At 55.3% G+C, this 22,010-nt stretch carries 36 protein-coding genes and 1 riboswitch; of the genes, 8 read left to right on the top strand and 28 right to left on the bottom strand.

Translation table 11 applies throughout. The features are described 5' to 3' along the window. Window positions 1–34: 34 nt before the first annotated feature. A complete protein-coding gene (locus ACT3XD_RS02925; RefSeq protein WP_192536507.1) occupies window positions 35–901 on the bottom strand; it encodes a LysR family transcriptional regulator in 867 nt (288 codons plus the stop codon). 138 nt (window positions 902–1,039) lie between these two features. On the opposite strand from ACT3XD_RS02925, the gene ampC reads away from it, so the two are divergent. Together ampC and ACT3XD_RS02915 are read left to right on the top strand one after the other, a co-directional pair. Beyond that, window positions 1,040–2,212, top strand: a complete 1,173-nt coding sequence (ampC, locus tag ACT3XD_RS02920; protein WP_192536506.1) for a class C beta-lactamase — start codon at window positions 1,040–1,042, stop codon at window positions 2,210–2,212. 115 nt (window positions 2,213–2,327) lie between these two features. After that, a complete protein-coding gene (locus ACT3XD_RS02915) occupies window positions 2,328–2,993 on the top strand; it encodes a cupin domain-containing protein (protein WP_192536505.1) in 666 nt (221 codons plus the stop codon). An 11-nt stretch (window positions 2,994–3,004) separates the two neighbouring features. Here the strand turns inward: ACT3XD_RS02915 and ACT3XD_RS02910 are convergent, their stop codons facing one another. Both ACT3XD_RS02910 and gloA read right to left on the bottom strand, forming a co-directional pair. Continuing rightward, window positions 3,005–3,373 carry a DUF6164 family protein gene (locus ACT3XD_RS02910; protein ID WP_192536504.1) on the bottom strand — a complete coding sequence of 123 codons (369 nt, stop codon included), beginning with the start codon at window positions 3,371–3,373 and terminating at the stop codon, window positions 3,005–3,007. 1 nt (window position 3,374) lies between these two features. Further along, window positions 3,375–3,908: a lactoylglutathione lyase gene (gene gloA, locus ACT3XD_RS02905; RefSeq protein WP_192536503.1), complete on the bottom strand. Its 534-nt coding sequence runs from the start codon at window positions 3,906–3,908 to the stop codon at window positions 3,375–3,377. A gap of 174 nt (window positions 3,909–4,082) precedes the next feature. Here gloA and ACT3XD_RS02900 point away from each other — a divergent pair, with 174 nt between their 5' ends. The 6 genes from ACT3XD_RS02900 to ACT3XD_RS02875 all read left to right on the top strand — a co-directional run bounded on the left by ACT3XD_RS02900 (window position 4,083) and on the right by ACT3XD_RS02875 (window position 8,411). After that, window positions 4,083–4,457, top strand: a complete 375-nt coding sequence (locus ACT3XD_RS02900) for a DUF2237 family protein (protein ID WP_018917709.1) — start codon at window positions 4,083–4,085, stop codon at window positions 4,455–4,457. A gap of 147 nt (window positions 4,458–4,604) precedes the next feature. Next, a riboswitch (TPP riboswitch) is annotated at window positions 4,605–4,700 on the top strand. Between the two features lie 26 nt (window positions 4,701–4,726). After that, window positions 4,727–5,527, top strand: coding sequence for a hydroxyethylthiazole kinase (gene thiM / locus ACT3XD_RS02895; RefSeq protein WP_192536502.1), 801 nt, complete (start codon window positions 4,727–4,729; stop codon window positions 5,525–5,527). Further along, window positions 5,528–6,148 (top strand): thiamine phosphate synthase, encoded by a 621-nt coding sequence (gene thiE / locus ACT3XD_RS02890; RefSeq protein ID WP_192536501.1) that lies wholly within the window; start codon window positions 5,528–5,530, stop codon window positions 6,146–6,148. Window positions 6,149–6,161: 13 nt separating this feature from the next. Next, a complete protein-coding gene (locus tag ACT3XD_RS02885) occupies window positions 6,162–7,082 on the top strand; it encodes a LysR family transcriptional regulator (RefSeq protein ID WP_192536500.1) in 921 nt (306 codons plus the stop codon). Between the two features lie 84 nt (window positions 7,083–7,166). Continuing rightward, a complete protein-coding gene (locus ACT3XD_RS02880; protein WP_192536499.1) occupies window positions 7,167–7,589 on the top strand; it encodes a DoxX family protein in 423 nt (140 codons plus the stop codon). A gap of 84 nt (window positions 7,590–7,673) precedes the next feature. Beyond that, window positions 7,674–8,411 carry a dioxygenase family protein gene (locus ACT3XD_RS02875; protein ID WP_192536498.1) on the top strand — a complete coding sequence of 246 codons (738 nt, stop codon included), beginning with the start codon at window positions 7,674–7,676 and terminating at the stop codon, window positions 8,409–8,411. 20 nt (window positions 8,412–8,431) lie between these two features. On the opposite strand, the gene ACT3XD_RS02870 is transcribed toward ACT3XD_RS02875, so the two are convergent. The 25 genes from ACT3XD_RS02870 to rpsS all read right to left on the bottom strand — a co-directional run bounded on the left by ACT3XD_RS02870 (window position 8,432) and on the right by rpsS (window position 22,009). Beyond that, window positions 8,432–9,307 (bottom strand): DMT family transporter, encoded by an 876-nt coding sequence (locus ACT3XD_RS02870; RefSeq protein ID WP_318782725.1) that lies wholly within the window; start codon window positions 9,305–9,307, stop codon window positions 8,432–8,434. A gap of 115 nt (window positions 9,308–9,422) precedes the next feature. Further along, entirely contained in the window at window positions 9,423–10,748 is a 1,326-nt protein-coding gene (locus ACT3XD_RS02865) for a D-alanyl-D-alanine carboxypeptidase family protein (RefSeq protein WP_192536497.1), read from the bottom strand. Window positions 10,749–11,101: 353 nt separating this feature from the next. Continuing rightward, window positions 11,102–11,488 (bottom strand): 50S ribosomal protein L17, encoded by a 387-nt coding sequence (gene rplQ / locus ACT3XD_RS02860; RefSeq protein ID WP_018917717.1) that lies wholly within the window; start codon window positions 11,486–11,488, stop codon window positions 11,102–11,104. 39 nt (window positions 11,489–11,527) lie between these two features. Then, entirely contained in the window at window positions 11,528–12,523 is a 996-nt protein-coding gene (locus ACT3XD_RS02855) for a DNA-directed RNA polymerase subunit alpha (RefSeq protein ID WP_016915790.1), read from the bottom strand. Between the two features lie 123 nt (window positions 12,524–12,646). Continuing rightward, window positions 12,647–13,267: a 30S ribosomal protein S4 gene (gene rpsD, locus ACT3XD_RS02850; protein WP_018917718.1), complete on the bottom strand. Its 621-nt coding sequence runs from the start codon at window positions 13,265–13,267 to the stop codon at window positions 12,647–12,649. Between the two features lie 12 nt (window positions 13,268–13,279). Further along, window positions 13,280–13,666, bottom strand: coding sequence for a 30S ribosomal protein S11 (rpsK, locus tag ACT3XD_RS02845; RefSeq protein WP_009099028.1), 387 nt, complete (start codon window positions 13,664–13,666; stop codon window positions 13,280–13,282). 52 nt (window positions 13,667–13,718) lie between these two features. After that, window positions 13,719–14,075: a 30S ribosomal protein S13 gene (rpsM, locus tag ACT3XD_RS02840; RefSeq protein WP_192536496.1), complete on the bottom strand. Its 357-nt coding sequence runs from the start codon at window positions 14,073–14,075 to the stop codon at window positions 13,719–13,721. A gap of 123 nt (window positions 14,076–14,198) precedes the next feature. Next, entirely contained in the window at window positions 14,199–14,312 is a 114-nt protein-coding gene (gene rpmJ / locus ACT3XD_RS02835; RefSeq protein ID WP_009099023.1) for a 50S ribosomal protein L36, read from the bottom strand. Window positions 14,313–14,362: 50 nt separating this feature from the next. Then, window positions 14,363–15,694, bottom strand: coding sequence for a preprotein translocase subunit SecY (gene secY / locus ACT3XD_RS02830; protein ID WP_018917720.1), 1,332 nt, complete (start codon window positions 15,692–15,694; stop codon window positions 14,363–14,365). Further along, on the bottom strand, window positions 15,695–16,129 hold the full coding sequence (gene rplO, locus ACT3XD_RS02825) for a 50S ribosomal protein L15 (protein WP_192536495.1): 435 nt from the start codon (window positions 16,127–16,129) through the stop codon (window positions 15,695–15,697). A gap of 3 nt (window positions 16,130–16,132) precedes the next feature. After that, on the bottom strand, window positions 16,133–16,315 hold the full coding sequence (gene rpmD / locus ACT3XD_RS02820; RefSeq protein ID WP_018917722.1) for a 50S ribosomal protein L30: 183 nt from the start codon (window positions 16,313–16,315) through the stop codon (window positions 16,133–16,135). A gap of 6 nt (window positions 16,316–16,321) precedes the next feature. Beyond that, entirely contained in the window at window positions 16,322–16,822 is a 501-nt protein-coding gene (gene rpsE, locus ACT3XD_RS02815) for a 30S ribosomal protein S5 (RefSeq protein WP_192536494.1), read from the bottom strand. 11 nt (window positions 16,823–16,833) lie between these two features. Beyond that, complete coding sequence (gene rplR, locus ACT3XD_RS02810; protein WP_018917724.1) at window positions 16,834–17,184, bottom strand: 50S ribosomal protein L18; 351 nt, start codon at window positions 17,182–17,184, stop codon at window positions 16,834–16,836. A 9-nt stretch (window positions 17,185–17,193) separates the two neighbouring features. Then, entirely contained in the window at window positions 17,194–17,724 is a 531-nt protein-coding gene (rplF, locus tag ACT3XD_RS02805; protein ID WP_018917725.1) for a 50S ribosomal protein L6, read from the bottom strand. Window positions 17,725–17,733: 9 nt separating this feature from the next. Next, window positions 17,734–18,126: a 30S ribosomal protein S8 gene (rpsH, locus tag ACT3XD_RS02800; RefSeq protein WP_192536493.1), complete on the bottom strand. Its 393-nt coding sequence runs from the start codon at window positions 18,124–18,126 to the stop codon at window positions 17,734–17,736. 32 nt (window positions 18,127–18,158) lie between these two features. Continuing rightward, entirely contained in the window at window positions 18,159–18,464 is a 306-nt protein-coding gene (gene rpsN, locus ACT3XD_RS02795; protein ID WP_192536492.1) for a 30S ribosomal protein S14, read from the bottom strand. Between the two features lie 10 nt (window positions 18,465–18,474). Beyond that, a complete protein-coding gene (gene rplE, locus ACT3XD_RS02790) occupies window positions 18,475–19,014 on the bottom strand; it encodes a 50S ribosomal protein L5 (protein ID WP_018917728.1) in 540 nt (179 codons plus the stop codon). 18 nt (window positions 19,015–19,032) lie between these two features. After that, window positions 19,033–19,347 carry a 50S ribosomal protein L24 gene (gene rplX / locus ACT3XD_RS02785; RefSeq protein ID WP_018917729.1) on the bottom strand — a complete coding sequence of 105 codons (315 nt, stop codon included), beginning with the start codon at window positions 19,345–19,347 and terminating at the stop codon, window positions 19,033–19,035. 14 nt (window positions 19,348–19,361) lie between these two features. Continuing rightward, window positions 19,362–19,733 (bottom strand): 50S ribosomal protein L14, encoded by a 372-nt coding sequence (gene rplN / locus ACT3XD_RS02780; protein ID WP_009723896.1) that lies wholly within the window; start codon window positions 19,731–19,733, stop codon window positions 19,362–19,364. A gap of 51 nt (window positions 19,734–19,784) precedes the next feature. Continuing rightward, window positions 19,785–20,045 (bottom strand): 30S ribosomal protein S17, encoded by a 261-nt coding sequence (rpsQ, locus tag ACT3XD_RS02775; RefSeq protein ID WP_009723897.1) that lies wholly within the window; start codon window positions 20,043–20,045, stop codon window positions 19,785–19,787. Between the two features lies 1 nt (window position 20,046). Next, on the bottom strand, window positions 20,047–20,238 hold the full coding sequence (gene rpmC / locus ACT3XD_RS02770) for a 50S ribosomal protein L29 (protein WP_018917730.1): 192 nt from the start codon (window positions 20,236–20,238) through the stop codon (window positions 20,047–20,049). Further along, entirely contained in the window at window positions 20,238–20,651 is a 414-nt protein-coding gene (rplP, locus tag ACT3XD_RS02765) for a 50S ribosomal protein L16 (RefSeq protein ID WP_007112000.1), read from the bottom strand. Before rplP ends, rpmC begins: the two co-directional genes overlap by 1 nt. Window positions 20,652–20,666: 15 nt before the next feature. Next, a complete protein-coding gene (rpsC, locus tag ACT3XD_RS02760) occupies window positions 20,667–21,371 on the bottom strand; it encodes a 30S ribosomal protein S3 (protein WP_018917731.1) in 705 nt (234 codons plus the stop codon). A gap of 11 nt (window positions 21,372–21,382) precedes the next feature. Beyond that, the gene (gene rplV / locus ACT3XD_RS02755) at window positions 21,383–21,715 is read right to left on the bottom strand and encodes a 50S ribosomal protein L22 (RefSeq protein WP_009723900.1); all 333 of its coding nucleotides are present in this window, start codon (window positions 21,713–21,715) and stop codon (window positions 21,383–21,385) included. A gap of 18 nt (window positions 21,716–21,733) precedes the next feature. Then, on the bottom strand, window positions 21,734–22,009 hold the full coding sequence (rpsS, locus tag ACT3XD_RS02750) for a 30S ribosomal protein S19 (protein WP_009098993.1): 276 nt from the start codon (window positions 22,007–22,009) through the stop codon (window positions 21,734–21,736). Window position 22,010 lies beyond the last annotated feature (1 nt).

The following is a 22,010-nucleotide window of genomic DNA, read 5'->3' as shown; positions in this document are numbered from 1 at the left end:
ATAACCAGCGCCGTTCAGGCGCTGGTTACGACACTTAACATACTACGCTCAACCACTCCCTAAAAGATGCCATGGCATGGGTTTCTTCGCGTGACTGCAGACGAGTAAGCCAGTACCCACCCAGGCTAACGGCCGTCGTAAATGGCTGTACCAACGCACCACTATTCAACTGCCTTGAAAACATCAACGGGGGCGCCAAAGCCACTCCGATACCCTGCTGCGCGGCATCCACCATGGCGATAGATGAATCAAATACGATGCTTTTAGGTAGCGGGAGATTAACCGGCCCTCCGGCCGCGAGCAGCCACTCTGTCCATTCGTCAGCGCGATAGGAGCGTAGCAGCGTCTCATTTAATACATCAGCTGGCGTTTTAAGCCGTGCGGCGATTATCGGTGTGCACATCGCGGATAAGGATGCGGGCAGCAAGGGTTGCGCGGCAATACCGTGCCAGGCGCCGGTGCCAAAGCGAATGGCAAAATCAAGCCCTTCGGCGGCCATGTCCGTACGGTTGTTGTGCGTGGAAAGACGTAGATCGATAAAGGGGTGCTTTTCCTGAAAATCGGCCAGCCGGGGCAACAGCCAGCCCACCGCAAACGTACCCACTGCGCCTACGTTTAACACTTCACGGTAATTACTCTCGCCTAGTTGCTCTAGCGTGTGTGTGATCTGATCGAAAGCGTCTCTTAATACCGGCAACAGCCCCTCGCCCTCCTGGGTCAGCATTAATCCGCGGGGCAAGCGGGTAAATAGCGGAACCTTGAGCTGACTTTCCAGCAGCTTAACCTGATGGCTAACGGCGGCCTGGGTTACGCAGAGCTCCTCCGCAGCGCGGGTAAAGCTCAAATGGCGAGCCGATACCTCAAAGGCACGCAGCGCTTTTAGTGGCAAATAAGGACGCACTCTTTTACCCCCTAATTTTTCTAATGGCGCGTACAAAATATCGCTGTTTGTCAGGCAGCGCCATTAACCGTAACTTACTCGCCATCCAGACCATTAAAACACCATTCATCACTAACCTCTGACTACTAGGTTTTTTATATGAACAGGATATTTGCAGCGAAAACAGGTCTTATTATTGCAGGTTCGCTCTTTATCGGCTCATTTTCCTGGGCATCTGATGAGCAGAATAATCCTCAGATAGATGCGCTGGTCAACGACACCATAAAGGCGCTAATGGCGGAACATCGTATTCCGGGTATGGCCGTGGCGCTGAGTGTTGATGGCAAGCGGTATTACTTTAACTATGGTGTCGCCGATCAAGCGGCGAATACCCCGGTAACAGCCGACACCCTGTTTGAGTTGGGTTCGGTCAGTAAGACCTTTACCGCAGCGCTGGGCGCTTACGCGCAGGCGAGCGGTGCGCTGCCGTTAAACGATTCTGCCAGCCAATACCTGCCGGCACTTGAAGGCAGCGTTTTTGATGACGTAAGCCTTGTGGAACTTGCCACCTACACGGCGGGCGGGCTGCCTTTGCAGTTTCCCGATGACGTGCAAGATGAAGACGAAATGCTCGACTACTATCGCCACTGGCAACCGGACTATGCCCCTGGCACTCACCGACAGTATTCCAACCCGAGCATTGGTTTGTTCGGCTATTTGACGGCGCAGCGGCTTGGCGAACCTTATGCGGCGTTAATGGAAGAGCATGTGTTCTCACCGCTTGGGCTTGAGCACAGCTACTTGGAAGTACCGGAAGAACAGCAGCCACACTATGCCTATGGTTACTCGAAAGACGATGAGGCAGTTCGGGTAAACCCAGGCCTGCTGGATGCCCAGGCCTACGGCGTGAAGACCAATACGGCAGACATGCTGACGTTCATTGAAGCCCACATGGATAGTTCAGCACTGGACGAGACGCTGCGTGAAACGTTAGAGACAACGCAAATGGGCTATTTCAGTATGGGTGATATGACCCAAGCCCTGGGCTGGGAGCGATATGCCTATCCGGTAACGCTTGATCAGCTACGCGCCGGCAATTCGCTTGAGATGGCTTTAGAAGCCAACGAAGCGAGGCGCTTACAGCCGCCGCTACCGGCAAGCCAGGACGTGTGGTTCAACAAGACCGGCTCAACCGGCGGTTTTGGTGCCTATGTGGCTTTTGTACCCAGCCAGCAGATGGGTATCGTTATGCTGGCGAATCGCAATTACCCTAACCAGGCCCGCATCGAGGCCGCCCATCATATCCTGACCGCGCTGATGGACACTCCTTAAAGAGTGATATGCCCTGGCTATGCAAATAGTCAGGGCTTTGTTTAGTAATAGCTGGTTGCAATTGCCGGGTGATCTATCGAGACTGTGCAGATTCATCCGCTACCGAGCTAACATCATGCACTTGAATGCCGATTTTTCTCAGTTTGTCAGCGTGACCCCGGAGCAGTACCGGTGGGTAGACGCCCCCAGTGCGGGCGTTGAACGCATGATGCTGGACCGGGTCGGCGACGAAGTAGCCCGTGCCACCAGCTTGGTGCGCTATGCGCCCAATAGTCAATTTGCCCCTCACGCCCATGGCGGTGGTGAAGAAATATTGGTGCTGGAAGGCGTTTTCGCCGATGAGCATGGCCGTTACCCGGCGGGAAGCTACCTGCGCAATCCGATCGGTACCGCCCATACGCCGCAGATTGGCGATGAAGGCGCGCTGATTTTCGTCAAACTGCATCAGTTTGACCCCAACGATACGCTGCAGCTGGCCGTACCGGCCCACCGGCTACCCTGGCAGCCCGACCGAAGGCCTCGCATTGCTTACAAGATGCTCCACACGTTCAAGCAGGAACGTATTAGCCTGGAACATTGGGCGGCGGGTACTTCAATTGCCTACCCCACGCTTAAAGGCGGGCTTGAACTGTTTATTCTGGAAGGCACGCTAAGCGATAGCACACACCACTACACGGCTGGCACCTGGTGCCGCTACCCGACGGGTGCAACGCCTGCGTTAACTGCCGGCAGCGAGGGCGTCAGGATGTACCTTAAACGCGGCCACCTGACAGCGGCCTAACGGCAAAGGCGCTAACCGCGCAGTAAGCCTAAAAAAGGGCCTACCGTAAGAGCCACAATCAGCCCCACCGCGATGAGCACTAACGCGACTTGCACGGGGTGCTCGAGGAGCCGTCGCCAAAGCGTTGGCGCGTTTCCTTGCGCTTGGGCCTCGTGTAATTCGCGCTGAGCATGGTTAAAGCGCGCTACCTGATAGGCGGCCAGGGCGGTTTCGGCCGCTTCACGCTGGCGTTCATCGCGTAGCCAAATAGCATCGACCCCCAAGCGGAAAAACCCCGCCTGGGTTTCGTATACATCAAAGCGATGCTCGGCGAGTAAGGCGCGAATTTCCATGGCTTCTTCATCGGTGACGTGACGCAGTCGAAACAGCAAATGTGCCATATTAGTCGCCCGACGCCGCCATTAGGTCGGCCTGGACGACTTCAATCCAGTAGCCGTCTGGGTCTTTGACGAACACGACGTCTTTCATTTTGCCTTGATCGGCCCGCTTTACGAATGTCACATCGTGCTCGTCAAACCACGCCTGGGCGGCTGATAAATCCGGCACACTAAAGCAGATATGCCCAAACCCCTGAGGCTCGGCATTGCCATCGTGGTAGGCAAAGTCTTCCTGGCTCTCAGTCCCCCAGTTATGGGTAAGCTCTAAAAGGCCCTTCTGGCTGAAGGTCCAGGCGGTACGCGCCTGAGTATTTTCCGGCACCTGATCGCTGGCTTCCAGATTGGCTAAGAAGTAGAGCGAAAACTGCATCTCTTCGAAATCCAGCCGACGCAGTACCTGCATACCAAATACCTGCGAGTAAAAAGCCAGCGACCGTTCAGGGTCTTTCGCCCGCAGCATTGTATGGTTTAAACGAAAACCCTGGGTCTGCGGAGCAACGGGTGCAACGCCTGGATACTGCTCGCCTTCAAAACTCATCTTAGGATCCTTACGCATTTTGCTGCTAAATGATTCGATTTAGCAGTTATCTTTGACAAAACTGACACAGTGTACAAGCCTATAGTTAAACGCAACCATCGCTTGATGAAACTGTGGTTACACACCATGTGGGCAGGATACCCATTATTCTAGCCCTGACACTCTGGAGGCGACATGTCGCGTGATTTAAATGTGCTGGGCGAACCCCTGACGCCTTGTTGCCATTCACCCAAAACGGGCTTTTACCGCGATGGTTTTTGCCGTGTTGGTCCTGAAGATGTAGGGATCCATGCCATCTGCGCGATTATGACAGAGGAGTTTCTTGCCTACTCCCTGGCGCAGGGCAACGATTTAAGCACGCCTAAACCCCAGTTTGGCTTTCCCGGCCTATCGCCCGGTGATCGCTGGTGCTTATGCGCCAGCCGCTGGCAGCAGGCGGCTAACGTGGGAGTGGCGCCGCCGGTCATTTTATCCGGTACGCATGAGAAAGCGCTTGAAGTAACCACCCTGAACATTCTGCGCCAACACGCTCTGGATCTGGTTTATTAGCGCGTTGCGGCTGTCTTGAATAATCGTCGTGAAAAGACCGTAGTGAAGAACGGTTGTGAAGAACGGTTTTGAAGAACTGTATGAACGACGGCAGCTGCTCTAGACGTCACTGATGCTTTACACCTCCTCCCCAGGCTAAGATAGTAGCCCTATCGACAGGGGCGCTTGAGATCATCGAGCTGAGACGCACCCTTTGAACCTGAACCGGATAATACCGGCGTAGGAAGTCGCGGTGTCGTTTCGCACCCGATCTACGCTGTGAGGTGGCTATGACATCACTCCCGCTTGGCGAGGCTCTCTTCGCCGTGCAACGCACGACACCGCTGGTGCACTGTATTACCAATTTTGTGGCGATGAACAGTACCGCTAACTGCCTGTTAGCCGTAGGCGCCTCCCCCGCCATGCTGCATGCCGTCGAGGAAGTTGCCGAATTTACCCGCTTGGCCGGGGCGCTCTCGATTAATATCGGCACGCCTTCGCCAACCTGGGCCGAGGGCATGCAGCAGGCGGCGAAGGCAGCGCAGGAAAATAACATTCCGTGGGTATTTGATCCGGTTGCTGTGGGTGCCACATGCTACCGGCAAACTCTTTCCCAGCAGTTGCTGGCGTTGGCACCCAGCGTGATTCGGGGCAACGCTTCAGAAATTATCGCGCTGACGGGCCTCACCCACCAGGGCCGAGGCGTCGATGCCACGGCGTCAATCGACGAGGCGCGTGACGCCGCTATTACCCTGGCTAACCGGCAAGGCTGTATTGTCGCCATGACCGGCGAGCATGACTTCGTGACCGATGGCACCCAGCACTGGCGGCTAACCGGCGGGCATTCGTTAATGCCACGTGTAACTACTCTTGGCTGTGCATTGAGCGCCACCGTAGCGGCATTTATCGCCGCCCGGCCTGAAACACCGTTAGTGGCGACCGTGGCGGCACTGGCAAGCTTTGGCGTGGCAGGCGAGCGCGCAGGAGCGCTGGCAACCGGCCCCGGCAGCTTCCAAGTGGCGCTTCTGGATGCGCTTTATCAACTGACGCCAAGCGATCTTGATACGTTCACCGGCCTGGAGAAAGGTTAAATGCACTTTGATCTTTCGCTCTATCTGGTGACGGATGCCCGCTTATGCCAACCCTATGGCCTTGAGCGCACGGTCGTTGAGGCCGTCGAGGGTGGCGTAAGCTTTGTTCAGCTGCGTGATAAGCAGGCAAGCGATGTCGCTATGATTAAGCAGGCTAAACGCCTCAAGGCCGCCCTGGCCGGTAGCGGTGTGCCGCTGGTGATTAATGACCGCTTGGTGGTCGCGCTGGAAAGCGGTGCGGATGGGCTACACGTCGGGCAAAGCGACACCGCCGCTCAACAGGCGCGCACCGCAATGGGGCCAGACGCTATTATCGGGCTTTCCATTAACACGCTTGCGCAGCTTCAAGCGGCCCCGGTAGAGCTTTTAGACTATGTGGGGCTGGGCCCGGTATTTGCCACGCAGAGCAAACGTGACCATGCGTTACCTATCGGGTTCGAAGGCCTTGCACAGCTGGCGGCTGCTTCGCCTCTTCCCAGCGTTGCCATCGGTGGGTTAAAGGCCGACCATAGCGAGCAGGTCTTCCGTGCCGGTACAAATGGGCTGGCGGTTATTTCAGCTATTTGTGGCCAGCCCGCCCCTTATCAGGCTGCTCGCCTTTTTACCCGGCCCAGCCTTTAAGTGACGCGATTTTATGCATCAGCTTGAGCCGATAGTCGCCTTTATGCGAGTTGCCGAACTGGGCAGCTACACGCGCGCCGCCGAGGCATTAAATCTTTCCCGTACGCGGGTTTCGCGCTTGGTCATGGCGCTTGAGGAAACGCTGGGAGTACGGCTCATTCAGCGCACCACGCGGCGCCTGCATTTAACGGCGGAGGGCGAGCGCTATCTGGCTCATGCACAGACAATTGTGCAAGCGCTTGATGAAGCCGCCGCCGATGTCGGCAGCGGCGTTTCTGAGATGCGCGGCCGATTACGCATCAATGGGCCCATGAGCTTTGGCGTAGGCCACCTTTCTCCTCTGGTCGCAAGCTTTATGGCCCAGCATCCTGGCCTGGAGGTACGCCTGGACTTGAACGACCGCCGCGTGGATCTTCTCGAAGAGGGCTACGACGTTGCAATCCGCATCGGCAGCCTGCCGGACTCAAGCCTGGTGGCGCGCCGCCTGACACGCTGCCGAATGCTGTTTTGCGCCTCGCCTGGCTACCTTGCTAAACATGGCGTCCCTGCCGATATAGAAGCTTTAAAGCAACACCAGTGCCTGCATTATCGTAATGGCCCGGCCCCTGGCGACTGGCGTTTTGGCAATACCACGCTGTCCACTCACGGTCCGCTTGAAAGCAATAACGGTGATGTATTAACCCACGTTGCCGAAGCGGGGCTGGGTATCGCTCATCAGCCGAGCTTTTTGGTGACTGAAAGCATTATTGAAGGGCGTTTAATCCCGGTTTTAACCGAACTAGCGCCAAAAATATTGGATATTCATGCGCTTTACCCAGCCCGGCGCTTTCTACCTGCCAAAGTAGAGCGCTTCATCGACCATTTGGCGGCTGCCTGGGGCGACCCACCCTACTGGGAGCGTGACATGGGATTGTCGCCTATTACGCAACAGTGATGTTCGTTAAACGTCGATTATCTCTCAGTCATAGCCACGTAAAGTGTCTTCATTGAAACATCGTTCCCCAATGGAGATATCCTCATGAATGCACCCTCTTCCGCGATGACTGCGCCTGCGAATATTCAACCCCACGCCATCGCACTACTTCGCGTTTCGCTTGGCGTAATGGCACTGGCCCACGGCCTGCTTAAGGTCTTCGTTTTTACACTGCCGGGGACGGTGGGTTACTTCGAATCGTTAGGCTTACCCGGCTTTCTGGCTTACCTGACCATTCTGGGAGAGCTGGGCGGCGGCTTAGCGCTCATACTGGGCATTTACACCCGCTGGGTTAGTCTTGCCATGATACCGCTCCTGCTGGGCGCCACGTCGATCCACCTGGGCAACGGCTGGATGTTCTCTAATGAAGGCGGCGGCTGGGAATTCCCGCTGTTCTGGACCGTTGCGCTACTGGTTCAAGCAGGATTAGGTAGCGGAAGCTTCAGCCTGGGTCGTTTTTTCCGCTAGTTGTGAAAGCTCCATTTTTGAAAGCCCTATTCTTTGCCTTGGCGCTCAGCCCGAGCGTCGGGGCTACCGTTAGGAGATGTCATCATGTTACCTAGCCTGTTTATATCCCACGGCTCCCCGATGCTGGCGCTCACCCCGACCCCAGCACATCAGTTTCTGCGCGAGCTGGGCAAAACGCTGGCACCCAAGGCAGTCGTTGTAGTGTCTGCTCATTGGGAGAGCCTTGCGCTCAAGGTAAGCAACACGGCTTGGCCGGAAACCATTCACGACTTTGGTGGTTTTCCGCAGGCGCTGTTCGAGTGCCAGTACCCTGCGCCGGGTGAGCCTGAACTGGCCGAGCGCTTGGCGGCACTGCTCGGTGCCCAGAGTGTCGAGCGTGGGCTCGATCACGGTGCCTGGGTACCGCTTTCGCTTATGTTTCCCAAAGCAGATATCCCGGTGGTGTCTGTCTCACTGCCCATACGCTGGTCCAATCAGGAGCTTGCCGAGCTAGGTAGTAAGCTTGCCACGCTGCGCGACGAGGGTATTTTAGTTATTGGCTCGGGCAGCTTGACCCACAATCTGTACGAGACAATGCCCATGGGCAGCGCTATGCCAGACTGGGTGGGCGAGTTCGCAGATTGGGTCGATAGCAAACTGGCTAGTAATGACCGCGACGCATTACTTGACTGGCAGGACGCTCCCGAAGCTCGCAGAAACCATCCAACCCCCGAGCATTTTCAACCGTTGCTGGTGGCAATGGGCGCAGGAGGCGATGCCAAGCAGCTGCACCATAGTGTCGAGCATGGAGTGCTGGCGATGGATGTATATGCGTTTGCCTGAAGCAGTCCGCTTTATCACCTTCATGCAGAGGGGCGGCGTTTCAAGGTTGTTCGGCGATCATGGTAGGCAATTGCCAGGCCGCTGCTGATAATCAGCACGCTGCCTACCCATACCCAGCTATCTGGCGTTTCGTCCCAAAACCACCAGCCAAGCGCCACGGCCCATAGCATGGCGGTGTAATCAAACGGCGCGGCAATGGCCGCCGCCGTATAGCGAAACGCTAATGTTAAAAACGCCGTCGCGCTCACGCCTAATACGCCCGAAGCCAAAAACCCCAGCCAGTGGTGCGGTTCAGGCGTTTGCCATACCCAGGGCAAACACAGTCCGGTGATCACACACGGCACGAGCATCATATAAAATACCATGGCCCATAGATGCTCCTGGCTTCCATAGCGCCGTGCGGTGATCATCATCAACGCATAGAACAGCGCCGCGGCCAGCATGATCAGCGCCCCTAGATGAAACGCATCGCCGCCCGGCCTGACGACTACCAGTACGCCCACAAACCCAATAAGCGAAAAGATGACGACAGGCCGGTCAATCCGCTCACCGAGCATGGGGACTGATAGCAGAGTGACAAATAACGGGGCGACAAAGGCAATCGCGGTAGCTTCTGCCAGAGGTAATAGCGTTAGGCCCATCACAAAACTCACCATCAACGCCGTGTAGATCAATCCACGTACTAAATGCACGACAGGACGCTTGGTGCGCAGTTTTTTCAGCCCGCCCGACGTGTAGGCCAATAATACAATCAGCGGCAGCGATACGAGGGCACGAAAGAAGATGATCTGCAGCGGGGAGTGCACTTCCCCCAACCACTTGGCAATGGCATCACCGAGGCACAAAAAAAGCACCCCTGCGCACATGAAAAGAATGCCTTTTAATGACGCTGTCACGCGCGCCCCCAGGTTGTTGGTACGGCTTAAAAACAAAAGCCCCCGCTAATCAACCAAGCGTTAGCGGGGGCTTTGCTCTGCTTTGTACATCACAGCTTTAAAGTGCATCACAGTTTTAAAGGCTGGCGTTAACCACCATGCACTCCATGCCCTGCAGCAGAAGCTCTCGGCAGGCTTCACGGGCATGGTGCTCATCCAAGGCGACCAAACGGGCACGGTAAACCGGCGTTTGGCCTTCAAGGGTATCCACCGCAATACGCCCGGATAAATTCTGGGTTAAGCGCTGAGCTGCCTGCTGGGCCAGCTGCTGCGCCTGAGCTTCTTGACTAAACGCACCTACCTGAATACCCCAGTGCCCGCTTGGCGGTGCTTCAATGATACGTTCGCGCTGAATAAAGTCCTGTAAAGGGTCGGAATTCGATGCCGCTGAGGCTTCGCTCGGCCCTTCAACGGTCATCTTGGCCAGACGCTCATCAACCATCGCGCTTGGGCTAGGTGAAATGGTGGTGGTGTCCACACGGGCGAGCATTTGGCTAGGTTGGGAAACCGGTGCGGGACGCGAAGGCGCGATCGGCGGAGTAGCTGACGGGAAACTCATGTAATCCTGTGAAAAACTGGTATCCGCAAGCCAGCTGCGATGATCACGCAACTCCGCGCGCATAAAGCTTCTATCCAACAGATTGGCCATATGCGTATCGCGAGAGGAGGCGCTAAAACCGCCCATCACTACCGCGACCATACGCCGACCGTCATGTACGGCGGTGGTTGCCACGTTAAATCCAGAGGCGCGAATAAAGCCCGTTTTTAGCCCATCGGCACCGGGGTAGCTGCCCACCAAGCGGTTATGACTGGTGTGGCGCGTGCCACGATAGGTGAATTCTTGTAGACCAAAATAATGATAATACTGAGGGAAATCTTGAATGACGCGCACCGAGAGAGTGAGCATGTCGCGGGCCGTGGTCATCTGCTGATCATCAGGCAAGCCGGAGGCGTTACGAAAGGTGGTCGCCGTCATGCCGAGATCGCGCGCCTTCTCGGTCATCATGCGGGCGAACTGTTGTTCACTACCGCCTAGCGATTCACTGAGTACAACGGCGACGTCATTGGCAGAACGTACCGCCAGGGCACGAATAGCGGTATCCACAGGGATGGTACTGCCCGCCGAAAGCCACAGTTTTGTGGCGGGCATGGCGGCGGCCTGAGCGGACACGGGTAGTGCCTGATTAAGGCCTAGATCGCCGTTTTCCAATGCTTCAAAGGTTAGATATAGCGTCATCATCTTGGTTAGCGACGCGGGGTAACGTGGTGCATCGGCGTTTTCCGAGTACAGCACTTCGCCATTTTCAAGATCGACTACGATACCGGCATAACGCGGATTCGCCTGGGCGGCAGATGCCATGATAGCCGTTAGAAATAGCAGGAATATCGCAAACCATGCCATTGCCCCTTTATTATATTTAACTCCCCTCGCCGCCATGTCCGCCCCTTGCTGATGTCATCTGCGCTGGAAATAAAACCCACACTCTCAAACCCACATTCTCTCAGCGTGTTCGCACGCATCTTGACCCGCGCATTGTTTACGCGCTGATCAAACACGTTGGAGATATCAATTCGATTATGTCTGCTGGTTCAAAACACTCTCTAGACTAGCACGCTCGACGGGTAATTTAACGCTTTGTGCAGAGTATATACGCAACAGATAAATACACGAGCTAGCGCAAGACGCCAGACACAAAAAAACCGACCCAGCTGGGTCGGTTTTCATTCTGCTTTAAAGAGACTGCGGCTAAAGATTTACTCTTCAGCAGCGGCTTCTTCAGCAACCGGACGGTCTACTAGCTCAACATAAGCCATAGGCGCGTTGTCGCCGGTGCGGAAACCGCACTTGAGAATACGGATGTAACCACCCGGACGCTCGGCGTAACGCGGACCCAGCTCGTTAAACAGCTTGCCAACGGCTTCTTTGGAACGTGTGCGAGAGAACGCCAAACGACGGTTCGCAACGCTATCCTGCTTGGCTAAGGTGATCAGCGGCTCGATAACGCGACGCAGTTCCTTGGCCTTAGGCAGGGTTGTCTTGATGACTTCATGTTCGACCAGCGAGACAGACATGTTCTTGAACATGGCCTGACGATGCGAGCTGGTGCGATTCAGATGACGACCACTCTTACGATGACGCATGGTTGTAATTCCTTACCAAACTGGGACTCGAGTCGACACTCACGCGGAGGCCTTGTCGTCCTTCAGGCTAGCGGGCGGCCAATTTTCCAACCGCATGCCGAGGGACAAGCCGCGCGCCGCCAAAACGTCCTTGATTTCATTCAAGGATTTTTTACCGAGGTTCGGTGTCTTCAACAGCTCAACTTCAGTGCGCTGGATAAGATCACCGATATAGTAAATATTCTCGGCTTTTAGGCAGTTCGCGCTGCGAACGGTCAACTCAAGATCGTCTACGGGGCGCAATAGGATTGGATCAACATGATCCTCTTCCTCTTCGACTTCCTGCTCTTTATCAGCTTCCAGGTCGACGAAGGCGGCCAGCTGCTCTTGCAGAATGGTCGCACTGCGACGGATAGCCTCTTCCGGATCCAAAGTACCGTCGGTTTCCAGATCGATAATCAGCTTATCGAGATCGGTGCGCTGCTCAACACGAGCGGCTTCAACCGAATAGGAAACGCGGCGGACAGGGCTGAAGGTGGCATCCAGCTGCAGGCGGCCAATAGCACGGGTCTCTTCATCAGAGCCACGGGCGTCAGCCGGTTCGTAGCCACGACCCAGCGCTACCTTAAGCTGAATTTTCAGCTCGGCACCTTCATTGACGTGTGCAATGACGTGGTCCGGGTTGACGATTTCGACGCTATGATCAAGCGCAATGTCGCCAGCAGTGACGACGGCTGGGCCCTGCTTGTTCAGCGAGAGCACCGCCTCATCGCGGCTGTGCATCTTGATCGCAACATCTTTCAAGTTCAGGAGGATTTCGATGACATCTTCCTGCACCCCTTCGAGCGCACTGTACTCGTGCTCTACACCCGCAATTTCAGCCTCTACCACGGCAGCGCCGGGCATAGACGAAAGCAGAATGCGACGCAGTGCATTCCCCAGGGTGTGACCAAAACCACGCTCGAACGGTTCGAGAACGATCTTGGCATGATGTGCGCTGATTTCTTCTACCTTGATGTCGCGAGGACGAAGAAACTCTGTCACTGAACGCTGCATATGAACACCTTTCAGGCTGCCAAACGGATACTGTGTTCTTAAGAACAAGTACTCAAGAGCATCTGGGCGGTTAGCTTTGCTACCCCGCCCAGGCTTCAAGAAGCAGAGATTAATTAACGCCGCTTACTTGGAGTACAGCTCGACGATCAGGTTTTCGTTGATGTCGGCAGTCAGGTCACCGCGTTCAGGCAGAGCCTTGAAAGTGCCTTCCATCTTCTTGGCGTCGATTTCGATCCAAACGATATCGCCACGGTTGGCCGCAATGGACAACGCGCTTTGAATACGGGCTTGGTTCTTCGCCTTTTCGCGAATGGCAACAACGTCACCCGGCTTCACTTGGTAGGAAGCTACGTTAACGGTACGGCCGTTCACGGAAACTGCCTTATGGCTAACGAGCTGACGCGCTTCAGAGCGAGTCGAGCCGAAACCCATACGGTAGACGACGTTATCCAGTCGGGATTCGAGCAACTGCAACAATACTTCACCGGTCGCGCCTTTCAGGCGAGCAGCTTCTTTGTAGTAGTTACGGAACTGTTTTTCGAGTACGCCATACATGCGACGTACTTTTTGCTTCTCGCGAAGCTGCAAGCCGTAGTCTGAAAGACGCTGACGACGCTGGCCGTGTACACCCGGGATTTGCTCGGATTTACACTTTTTCTCGAAGGGAGTCACGCCACTCTTCAAAAAGAGATCGGTGCCTTCACGACGAGACAGTTTGCACTTCGGTCCAATATAACGAGCCATGAATCTGTCTCCTTAAACGCGGCGTTTCTTAGGCGGACGGCAGCCATTATGGGGAATGGGCGTCGCGTCTACGATGCTTTGCACGCGGAAGCCTGCGGCATTCAATGCGCGCACGGCGGATTCACGACCGGGACCTGGGCCTTTAACCAGTACGTCTACGTTTTTCACACCATACTCGGCTGCAGCAGTTGCTGCACGTTCACTTGCTACTTGAGCAGCGAACGGGGTGCTCTTGCGAGAACCACGAAAACCCGAACCACCGGCAGTTGCCCAAGAAAGCGCATTGCCCTGGCGGTCTGTGATCGTCACGATCGTGTTGTTAAAAGAGGCATGGATATGCGCAACGGCGTCCACTACCTGCTTTTTAACCTTTTTACGGTTACTACGCGGGTTAGCCATGTTGATGTCTATTCCTGTCTTTACATAGGCTCTCTATGAAAGAGCCTGCGTGTTATTTGCGGATCGGCTTACGCGGGCCCTTACGGGTGCGCGCGTTAGTCTTAGTCCGCTGACCACGCAGCGGAAGACTACGACGATGACGCAGACCACGGTAGCAACCTAAGTCCATGAGACGCTTAATGTTCAGCGTAACATCACGACGAAGGTCGCCTTCTACGGTGTACTTACCAACTTCAGAACGCAGGGTATCCAGCTCTTCGCCAGATAGGTCCTGGATCTTGGTAGTCAGCGCGATACCGGCAGCAGCACAGATATGCTGTGCGCGAGTACGGCCAATCCCGAAGATATAGGTCAGCGAGATCGCCGCATGCTTGTTGTCCGGGATATTGACGCCTGCAATACGGGCCATCAGCTTACTCCGAAATTTGAGCGGCTTGCTCGTTTATTCATCTACAAAAGGCGCAACAGCATACCCCTTTAATTGCCCTAAGGCAAGGGGTATGCCGAACACCCACTTAAAGCAACGTAGGAATTAACCCTGACGCTGCTTGTGCCGCGGTTCGATGCAAATGACGCGGACAGCGCCATTGCGACGAATGATCTTGCAGTTACGGCACATTTTCTTTACGGAAGCTCGAACTTTCATCGTTCTTTCTCCAAAAACGGCTCGCGGCGCGCCAATCGTAAGGCGGCGCCTCAGCGCATGATGCCGCCGCTACCGTAGCCTTTCAGGTTGGACTTCTTCATCACCGAGTCATACTGATGCGACATGAGGTGTGACTGCACCTGGGCCATGAAGTCCATGATGACCACTACCACGATCAGAAGCGAGGTACCGCCAAAAAAGAATGGCACATTCCACGCAACAATCAGGAACTGGGGCATCAGGGAAACCGCAGTGATATACAGGGCACCGAATAAAGTCAGACGAGTCATAACCTTATCGATATAGCGAGCGGTCTGCTCGCCGGGACGAATGCCCGGCAGGAACGCACCTGACTTTTTCAGATTGTCAGCTACATCCTTGGGATTGAAGACCAGCGCTGTGTAAAAGAAGCAGAAGAATACCACTGCCGCCGCGAAAAGCAAGATGTAAAGCGGTTGCCCGGGGGCTAAAGCTTGTGATGCACGCTGCAACCACTCCATACCTTCACCAGCACCGACCCACTGACCAATAGAGGCCGGGAAGAGCAGAATACTGGATGCGAAGATCGCAGGAATAACACCTGCCATGTTCACTTTCAAAGGCAGGTAGCTGCTTTGACCTGCATACATCTTGTTGCCCACCTGGCGGCGCGGGTAGTTCACTTTCAAACGGCGTTGGCCGCGCTCAATGAACACCACAAACGCAACCGTGGCAATACCTAGCACTGACAGCGCTAACAGCGGGAGAACATTCCAGGCCCCTTCGTTACGAGCGAGCTCGAACGCTTGCCCCACGGCACTGGGCAGCCCAGCGACGATACCGGCGAAGATCAGCAGCGAAATACCGTTGCCGATCCCCTTTTCGGTAATCTGCTCACCTAGCCACATCATAAACACCGCGCCTGACACAAACGTAATCACGGCGGTGAAATAGAAGCTAAAGTCAGCGCTGTAAGCGATGCCTTGGCTAGCCAGGCCGACCGACATACCGGTAGCCTGGACAAGAGCCAGTATCACCGTGCCGTAGCGGGTGTACTGACTAATCTTGCGGCGGCCGGACTCACCTTCCTTCTTGAGCTGCTCAAGATGGGGTGAGACCGCAGTCATCAGCTGCATGATAATCGACGCTGAAATATAGGGCATGATACCCAAAGCGAGGACGCTCATGCGCTCCAGGGCGCCACCCGAGAACATGTTAAACATGCCCAGGATGGTGCCCTGTTGCTCCCTAAACAAGGCAGCAAGCTGGTCAGGATTGATACCGGGAACGGGAATATGGGCACCGATTCGGTACACCACGATGGCGAGGAGCACGAAGCGCAAGCGCGCCCACAGTTCACTCAGACCGTTGCCCATCGCCGGCATATTTCCTGACTTGGCCATTTAGTCCTCTACCTTGCCGCCAGCAGCTTCGATCGCTTCACGGGCACCTTTGGTGACCTTGATACCACGAACGGTAACTGCTTTTTTCAGTTCGCCAGAAAGGATGATCTTCGCGTGTAGCGTCGCATCCTTCAGCACGTTGGCTTGCTTCAGTGTTTCCATGGTGACTTCGTCACCGGAAACTTTGGCAAGCTCGGCCAGGCGTACTTCTTCAGACACCAGCGATTTAGCTGATGTGAAGCCGAACTTCGGTAGACGACGCTGTAACGGCATCTGACCGCCTTCGAAACCAGGCTTGACGCTACCGCCACTGCGTGATTTCTGACCTTTGTGGCCACGGCCGCCGGTCTTACCAAGACCGGAACCGATACCACGACCAACGCGCTTTTCAGCGTGTTTGGAGCCCGGTGCCGGACTCAGGGTATTGAGTTTCATGGATTACTCTCCCTCAACGCGCACAAGGTAGTTAACCTTGTGGATCATGCCGCGTACGGCAGGGGTGTCTTCCAGTTCAACCGTATGACCGATGCGACGCAGACCCAAGCCCTTCATAGTAGACTTGTGCTTGGGCAAAACGCCGATGGTGCTGCGGATCTGGGTAACCTTGATCGTTGCTGCCATGGTGCCTTACCCCGTGATCGCTTCGACAGACAGACCGCGCTTGGCGGCGATGTCTTCCGGTGCTTGCATGGAAGAGAGACCTTTAACAGTCGCTCGAACCACGTTAACCGGGTTGGTGGAACCGTAGCACTTGGCCAGTACATCGTGGACACCAGCAAGCTCTAGTACAGAGCGCATAGCACCACCGGCGATGATACCGGTACCTTCGGAAGCCGGCTGCATGTAAACCTTGGAAGCGCCGTGACGGGCTTTCACAGGATACTGCAGCGTGCTGCCTGCAAGGTTAACCTTGACCATGTTGCGACGAGCCTGATCCATTGCTTTCTGGATCGCAACCGGCACTTCACGCGCCTTGCCACGACCGAAACCAACACGACCTTTACCATCACCTACGACGGTCAGTGCGGTGAAGCCGAAAATACGACCACCCTTGACCACCTTGGCGACGCGGTTGACCTGCACTAACTTCTCTTGCAGATCACCGTTTTGCTGTTCGTTCTTCGCCATCGTAAAACCCTTTAGAATTCCAGGCCGCCTTCACGAGCGGCGTCGGCCAGAGCCTTGACGCGACCGTGATACTTAAAGCCAGCACGGTCGAAGGCCACCTGGGTGATGCCTGCTTCTTTAGCGCGTTCGGCAATCAGAGCACCGACCTTAGAGGCCGCTTCTGAGTTGCCGGTCGCACCCTCGCGCAGTGCTTTGTCCAGCGTTGAAGCGCTGGCCAACACTTTGCCACCATCCGGCGAGATAATCTGCGCATAGATGTGACGCGGGGTACGGTTGACGCACAGGCGATACACGCCCAGCTCGCGGATCTTGGCGCGAGCGCGGCGGGCACGACGGAGACGAGATTCTTTCTTCGCGTTCATAACCCTGCCTTACTTCTTCTTGGCTTCTTTGCGACGCACCTGCTCGTCGGCGTACCGAACACCCTTGCCTTTATACGGCTCAGGCGGACGGAAAGCGCGGATTTCCGCGGCGCACTGACCGAGCTTCTGCTTGTCCGCGCTTTTCAGCACGATAACGGTGTTTTTCGGCGTTTCCGCGACAACACCTTCAGGCAGAATGTAATCGACCGGGTGCGAGAAGCCCAGTGAAAGATTGAGCGTCTGGCCCTTAGCTTGGGCACGATAACCGACGCCAACAATTTCGAGAGTCTTTGTGAAACCCTCGGATACGCCCTGTACCAGGTTCTGAACCAAGGCGCGGGTAGTACCGGCCATTGCCCAGCTCTTGGCTGATTCGCTCGGGACGAAGGTCAGCTGGCCGTCTTCTTGACCAATCACCACGTCCTGGTGAATGGGCATAGACAGCGTGCCCTGGCCGCCTTTAGCAGTCAGCTGGCCAGCATCGATTTTAACATCGACGCCAGCAGGCACTTTAACCGGATATTTCGCTATGCGGGACATTCCAGCCTCCTAGAATACGGTGCAGATGACTTCGCCACCGACGCCAGCTTGGCGTGCGGCACGGTCGGTCATGACACCATTGGAAGTGGTGACAATCGCGATACCCAGACCATCGGCAACCTTAGGCAGGTTGTCCTTGCCTTTGTATTGACGCAAAGACGGCTTGGAAACCCGCTGAATGTGCTCAATAACCGCCTTGCCCTCAAAGTACTTGAGAGTCACGGTAAGCGTAGGTTTAACGCCTTCAGCCACCGTAAAGTCGGTAATGTAGCCTTCTTCCTTTAGCACGCGGGCCACTTCCACTTTCAACTTGGAAGACGGCATGGTAGCCGTCTCCTTGGTGGCCATCTGCGCATTGCGGATACGAGTAAACATATCCGCCAGAGTGTCTTGCATGCTCATTTAATGTGCGCTCCTGATGAATCTACGTGGCGTTACCAACTGGACTTTTTCAGACCAGGAACGTCGCCACGCATGGCGGCTTCACGCAGCTTGTTACGGCCAAGGCCGAACTTGTTGTAAAAACCGTGCGGACGACCCGTAATGCGGCAGCGGTTACGCTGACGTACCGGGCTTGAGTCGCGCGGCAGTTGCTGCAGCTTCAGCGTCGCCTCGAAGCGCTCTTCCTCAGACGTATTCACGTTTGAGATGATTGCCTTGAGCTCAGCACGCTTGGCCGCATACTTCTCGACCAGCTGCGTACGCTTGAGCTCACGCTCTATCATACTTTTCTTAGCCATGATCCAACCCTTATTTCTTGAACGGGAAGTTCAGTGCTGCAAGCAGCGCACGGCCTTCCTCGTCGGTGTTGGCAGTAGTAGTGATAGTGACGTCCAACCCACGGATACGATCGATTTTATCATACTCGATCTCCGGGAAGATGATCTGCTCACGCACACCCATGGAGTAATTGCCGCGACCATCAAAAGACTTCGGGTTTAGACCACGGAAGTCACGCACACGAGGAATCGCGATGTTTACCAGACGGTCCAGGAAGTCCCACATACGCTCAGCGCGCAGTGTAACTTTGACACCGATAGGCCAACCTTCACGCACCTTGAAGCCCGCGATGGACTTACGTGCTTTGGTCACCAGCGGCTTTTGACCGGAGAGTTTCTCCAGGTCGCCGACGGCATTGTCGATCAGCTTTTTATCACTAACCGCTTCGCCGATACCCATGTTCAGAGTCACTTTAGTGACCCGGGGTACCTGCATAACGTTGGCGTAGCTGAACTGCTCTTTGAGTTGAGCTACCACCTCGTTTTGATAACGTTCTTTCAAGTTCGCCATTTTGCTACCCGACTCGCGTTAGGCGTCGATCTGCGTCTGCGTCGACTTGTAGATACGTACCTTGGTACCGTCTTCCTTAACTTGGAAGCCGACGCGATCCGCCTTACCGGTCTCCGAATTGAAGATGGCTACGTTGGACGCGTGAATCGGAGCCTCACGCTCGACGATACCGCCCTGATTTCCCGCCATGGGATTCGGCTTGGTGTGACGTTTAATCATGTTCACACCGGACACCACGAAGCGGCTTTCTAGTACCCGCTTAACAGTGCCACGTTTGCCTTTATCCTTCCCGGCGATGACGATGACTTCATCGTCACGTTTGATCTTTTGCATATCCGCCTCGCTCCTTACAGCACTTCAGGCGCTAGGGAAATGATCTTCATGAACTTCTCATTACGAAGCTCACGAGTAACCGGCCCGAAGATGCGCGTGCCGATCGGCTGTTCGTTGGTGTTATTCAACAAAACTGCCGCATTTCCATCGAAACGGATCAGCGAACCGTCACTACGACGGACGCCACTACGGGTGCGAACTACTACCGCTTTTAGCACTTGGCCTTTTTTGACCTTGCCACGCGGAATAGCTTCCTTCACCGTTACCTTAATGACGTCACCAACACGAGCGTAGCGACGGTGTGAACCGCCTAGCACCTTGATGCATTGCACCCGGCGCGCTCCGCTGTTGTCGGCGACATCCAGCATTGTCTGAGTCTGAATCATCGGTTTTCTCCAAACCTAATCTGACTGCACTGGTTGGACAAGCTAAGGGAATTAACCCTTGGCTTGCTCGACCACCTCGACCAGCGTCCAAGCTTTCTTCTTGGAAAGCGGACGGCACTCCTGAATGGAAACCGTATCGCCTGCCTTAGCTTGGTTCGCCTCATCATGGGCGTGCAGCTTGGTGGAGCGCTTAACGTATTTTCCGTAGATCGGGTGACGCTCACGACGCTCGATCATAACGACGATGGATTTATCCATCTTGTCGCTCACCACCTTGCCGGTGAGCGTACGGGTTTTTTTCTCTTCGGCCATCTCAATCACCTGCCTTCTCGTTGAGCATAGTCTTAACGCGGGCGATATCCCGACGGACCTGCTTGAGCAGATGAGTCTGGCTCAGTTGGCCAGTGGCCTTCTGCATGCGCAGGTTAAACTGCTCGCGGAGTAGCTCGAGGAGCTGCTCTTTGAGCTCTCCTGCGGACTTTTCACGAATTTCCTGTGCTTTCATCACATCACCGTCCGTTTCGCAAAGGTGGTGGACAAGGGCATCTTCTGTGCGGCCAGCTCAAAAGCTTCACGGGCCAGCTCTTCGGATACACCTTCAATTTCGTACAGGACCCGACCCGGTTGGATCTGGGCTACCCAGTACTCAACAGAACCTTTACCTTTACCCATACGAACTTCGAGCGGCTTCTTGGAAATCGGCTTGTCAGGGAAAACGCGGATCCAGATTTTACCGCCACGCTTAACGTGACGTGTGATCGCACGACGGCCGGCTTCGATCTGACGCGCAGTGATGCGGCCGCGACCAGTAGCTTTCAGACCGTATTCCCCGAAGCTGATCTTGCTTCCGCGATGCGCCAGGCCACGGTTGCGGCCTTTCATCATCTTGCGGAATTTCATACGCTTGGGCTGTAACATCGACTCGCTCTCCCCTTACCTGGAACCTTTCTTCTTGGGCGCGTTGCCGGCAGGCTGTTGTTGCTTAGCCTTGGCACGTACTTCCTCGATACCGCCGAGGATTTCGCCCTTGAAGATCCACACTTTAACGCCGATGACGCCATAGGTGGTGTGAGCTTCGTAAGTGGCGTAGTCAATGTCCGCACGCAGAGTGTGCAACGGAACACGACCTTCGCGGTACCATTCGGTACGTGCGATTTCAGCACCACCAAGACGACCTGACAGCTGAATCTTGATACCGCCAGCGCCAAGACGCATTGCGTTCTGTACCGCGCGCTTCATGGCACGACGGAACATTACGCGACGCTCAAGCTGACCCGCTACGTTAGCAGCGACTAGCTTGGCATCCAGCTCCGGCTTGCGAACTTCTTCAATGTTCACATGAACCGGGACACCCATCATCTCGGTGAGATCGCGACGCAGACGGTCGACATCTTCACCCTTTTTACCAATCACGATACCCGGACGGGCAGTGTGAATGGTGATGCGAGCATTGTTAGCCGGACGCTCGATGTGAATGCGGCTTACGGAGGCGTTTTTAAGACGCTCTTCCAGGAAGCTGCGCACTTCGAGATCGTTATTGAGCTTATCGGCATAGGCGCCGCGCTCGGCATACCAGACAGAAGCATGGTCTTTGACGATGCCCAGTCGAATGCCTGTTGGATTGACTTTCTGACCCATCTGGTCGACTCCTACTTCTCGGCTACCTTGACGGTGATGTGGCAGGTGCGCTTCAAGATACGATCCGCACGGCCTTTGGCGCGCGGCTTGATACGCTTGAGCGTCATGCCCTCATCGACGCAGATGGTCGAGACACGCAGCTCGTCGATGTCCATGCCGTTGTTTTCTTCCGCATTCGCGATGGCGGACTGAAGCACTTTCTTAACCAGCTTGGCAGCCTTCTTCGGTGAGAAGGTCAGCAGGTCAATAGCTTCGGCGACCGGTTTACCGCGCACCTGGTCAGCCACCAAACGGGCCTTCTGTGCGGATAAAGCAGCGCCACTCAGCTTAGCTGTGACTTCCATCTCTTAATCCTCTCTGGCTTACCGTTTGGCTTTCTTGTCCGCCGCGTGCCCACGATATGTGCGGGTAGCAGCGAATTCGCCAAGTTTATGACCCACCATTTCCTCGGAGACGTGCACCGGGACATGCTGGCGTCCGTTATGGACCGCAATAGTCAGACCTACCATGTTGGGTAGGATCATCGAACGACGCGACCAAGTCTTGATTGGTTTGCGATCGTTCTTCTCCACTGCAGCCTCTACCTTCTTCAAAAGATGAAGGTCAATGAAGGGACCTTTCTTTAGTGAACGTGGCACA

It is taken from the genome of Halomonas sp. AOP7-B1-5 (genome assembly GCF_052353045.1).
Taxonomy (GTDB): domain Bacteria; phylum Pseudomonadota; class Gammaproteobacteria; order Pseudomonadales; family Halomonadaceae; genus Vreelandella; species Vreelandella colorata.
The sequence above is the reverse complement of the archived record's forward strand: the minus strand, read 5'-3'. Positions and strand labels throughout refer to the sequence as shown.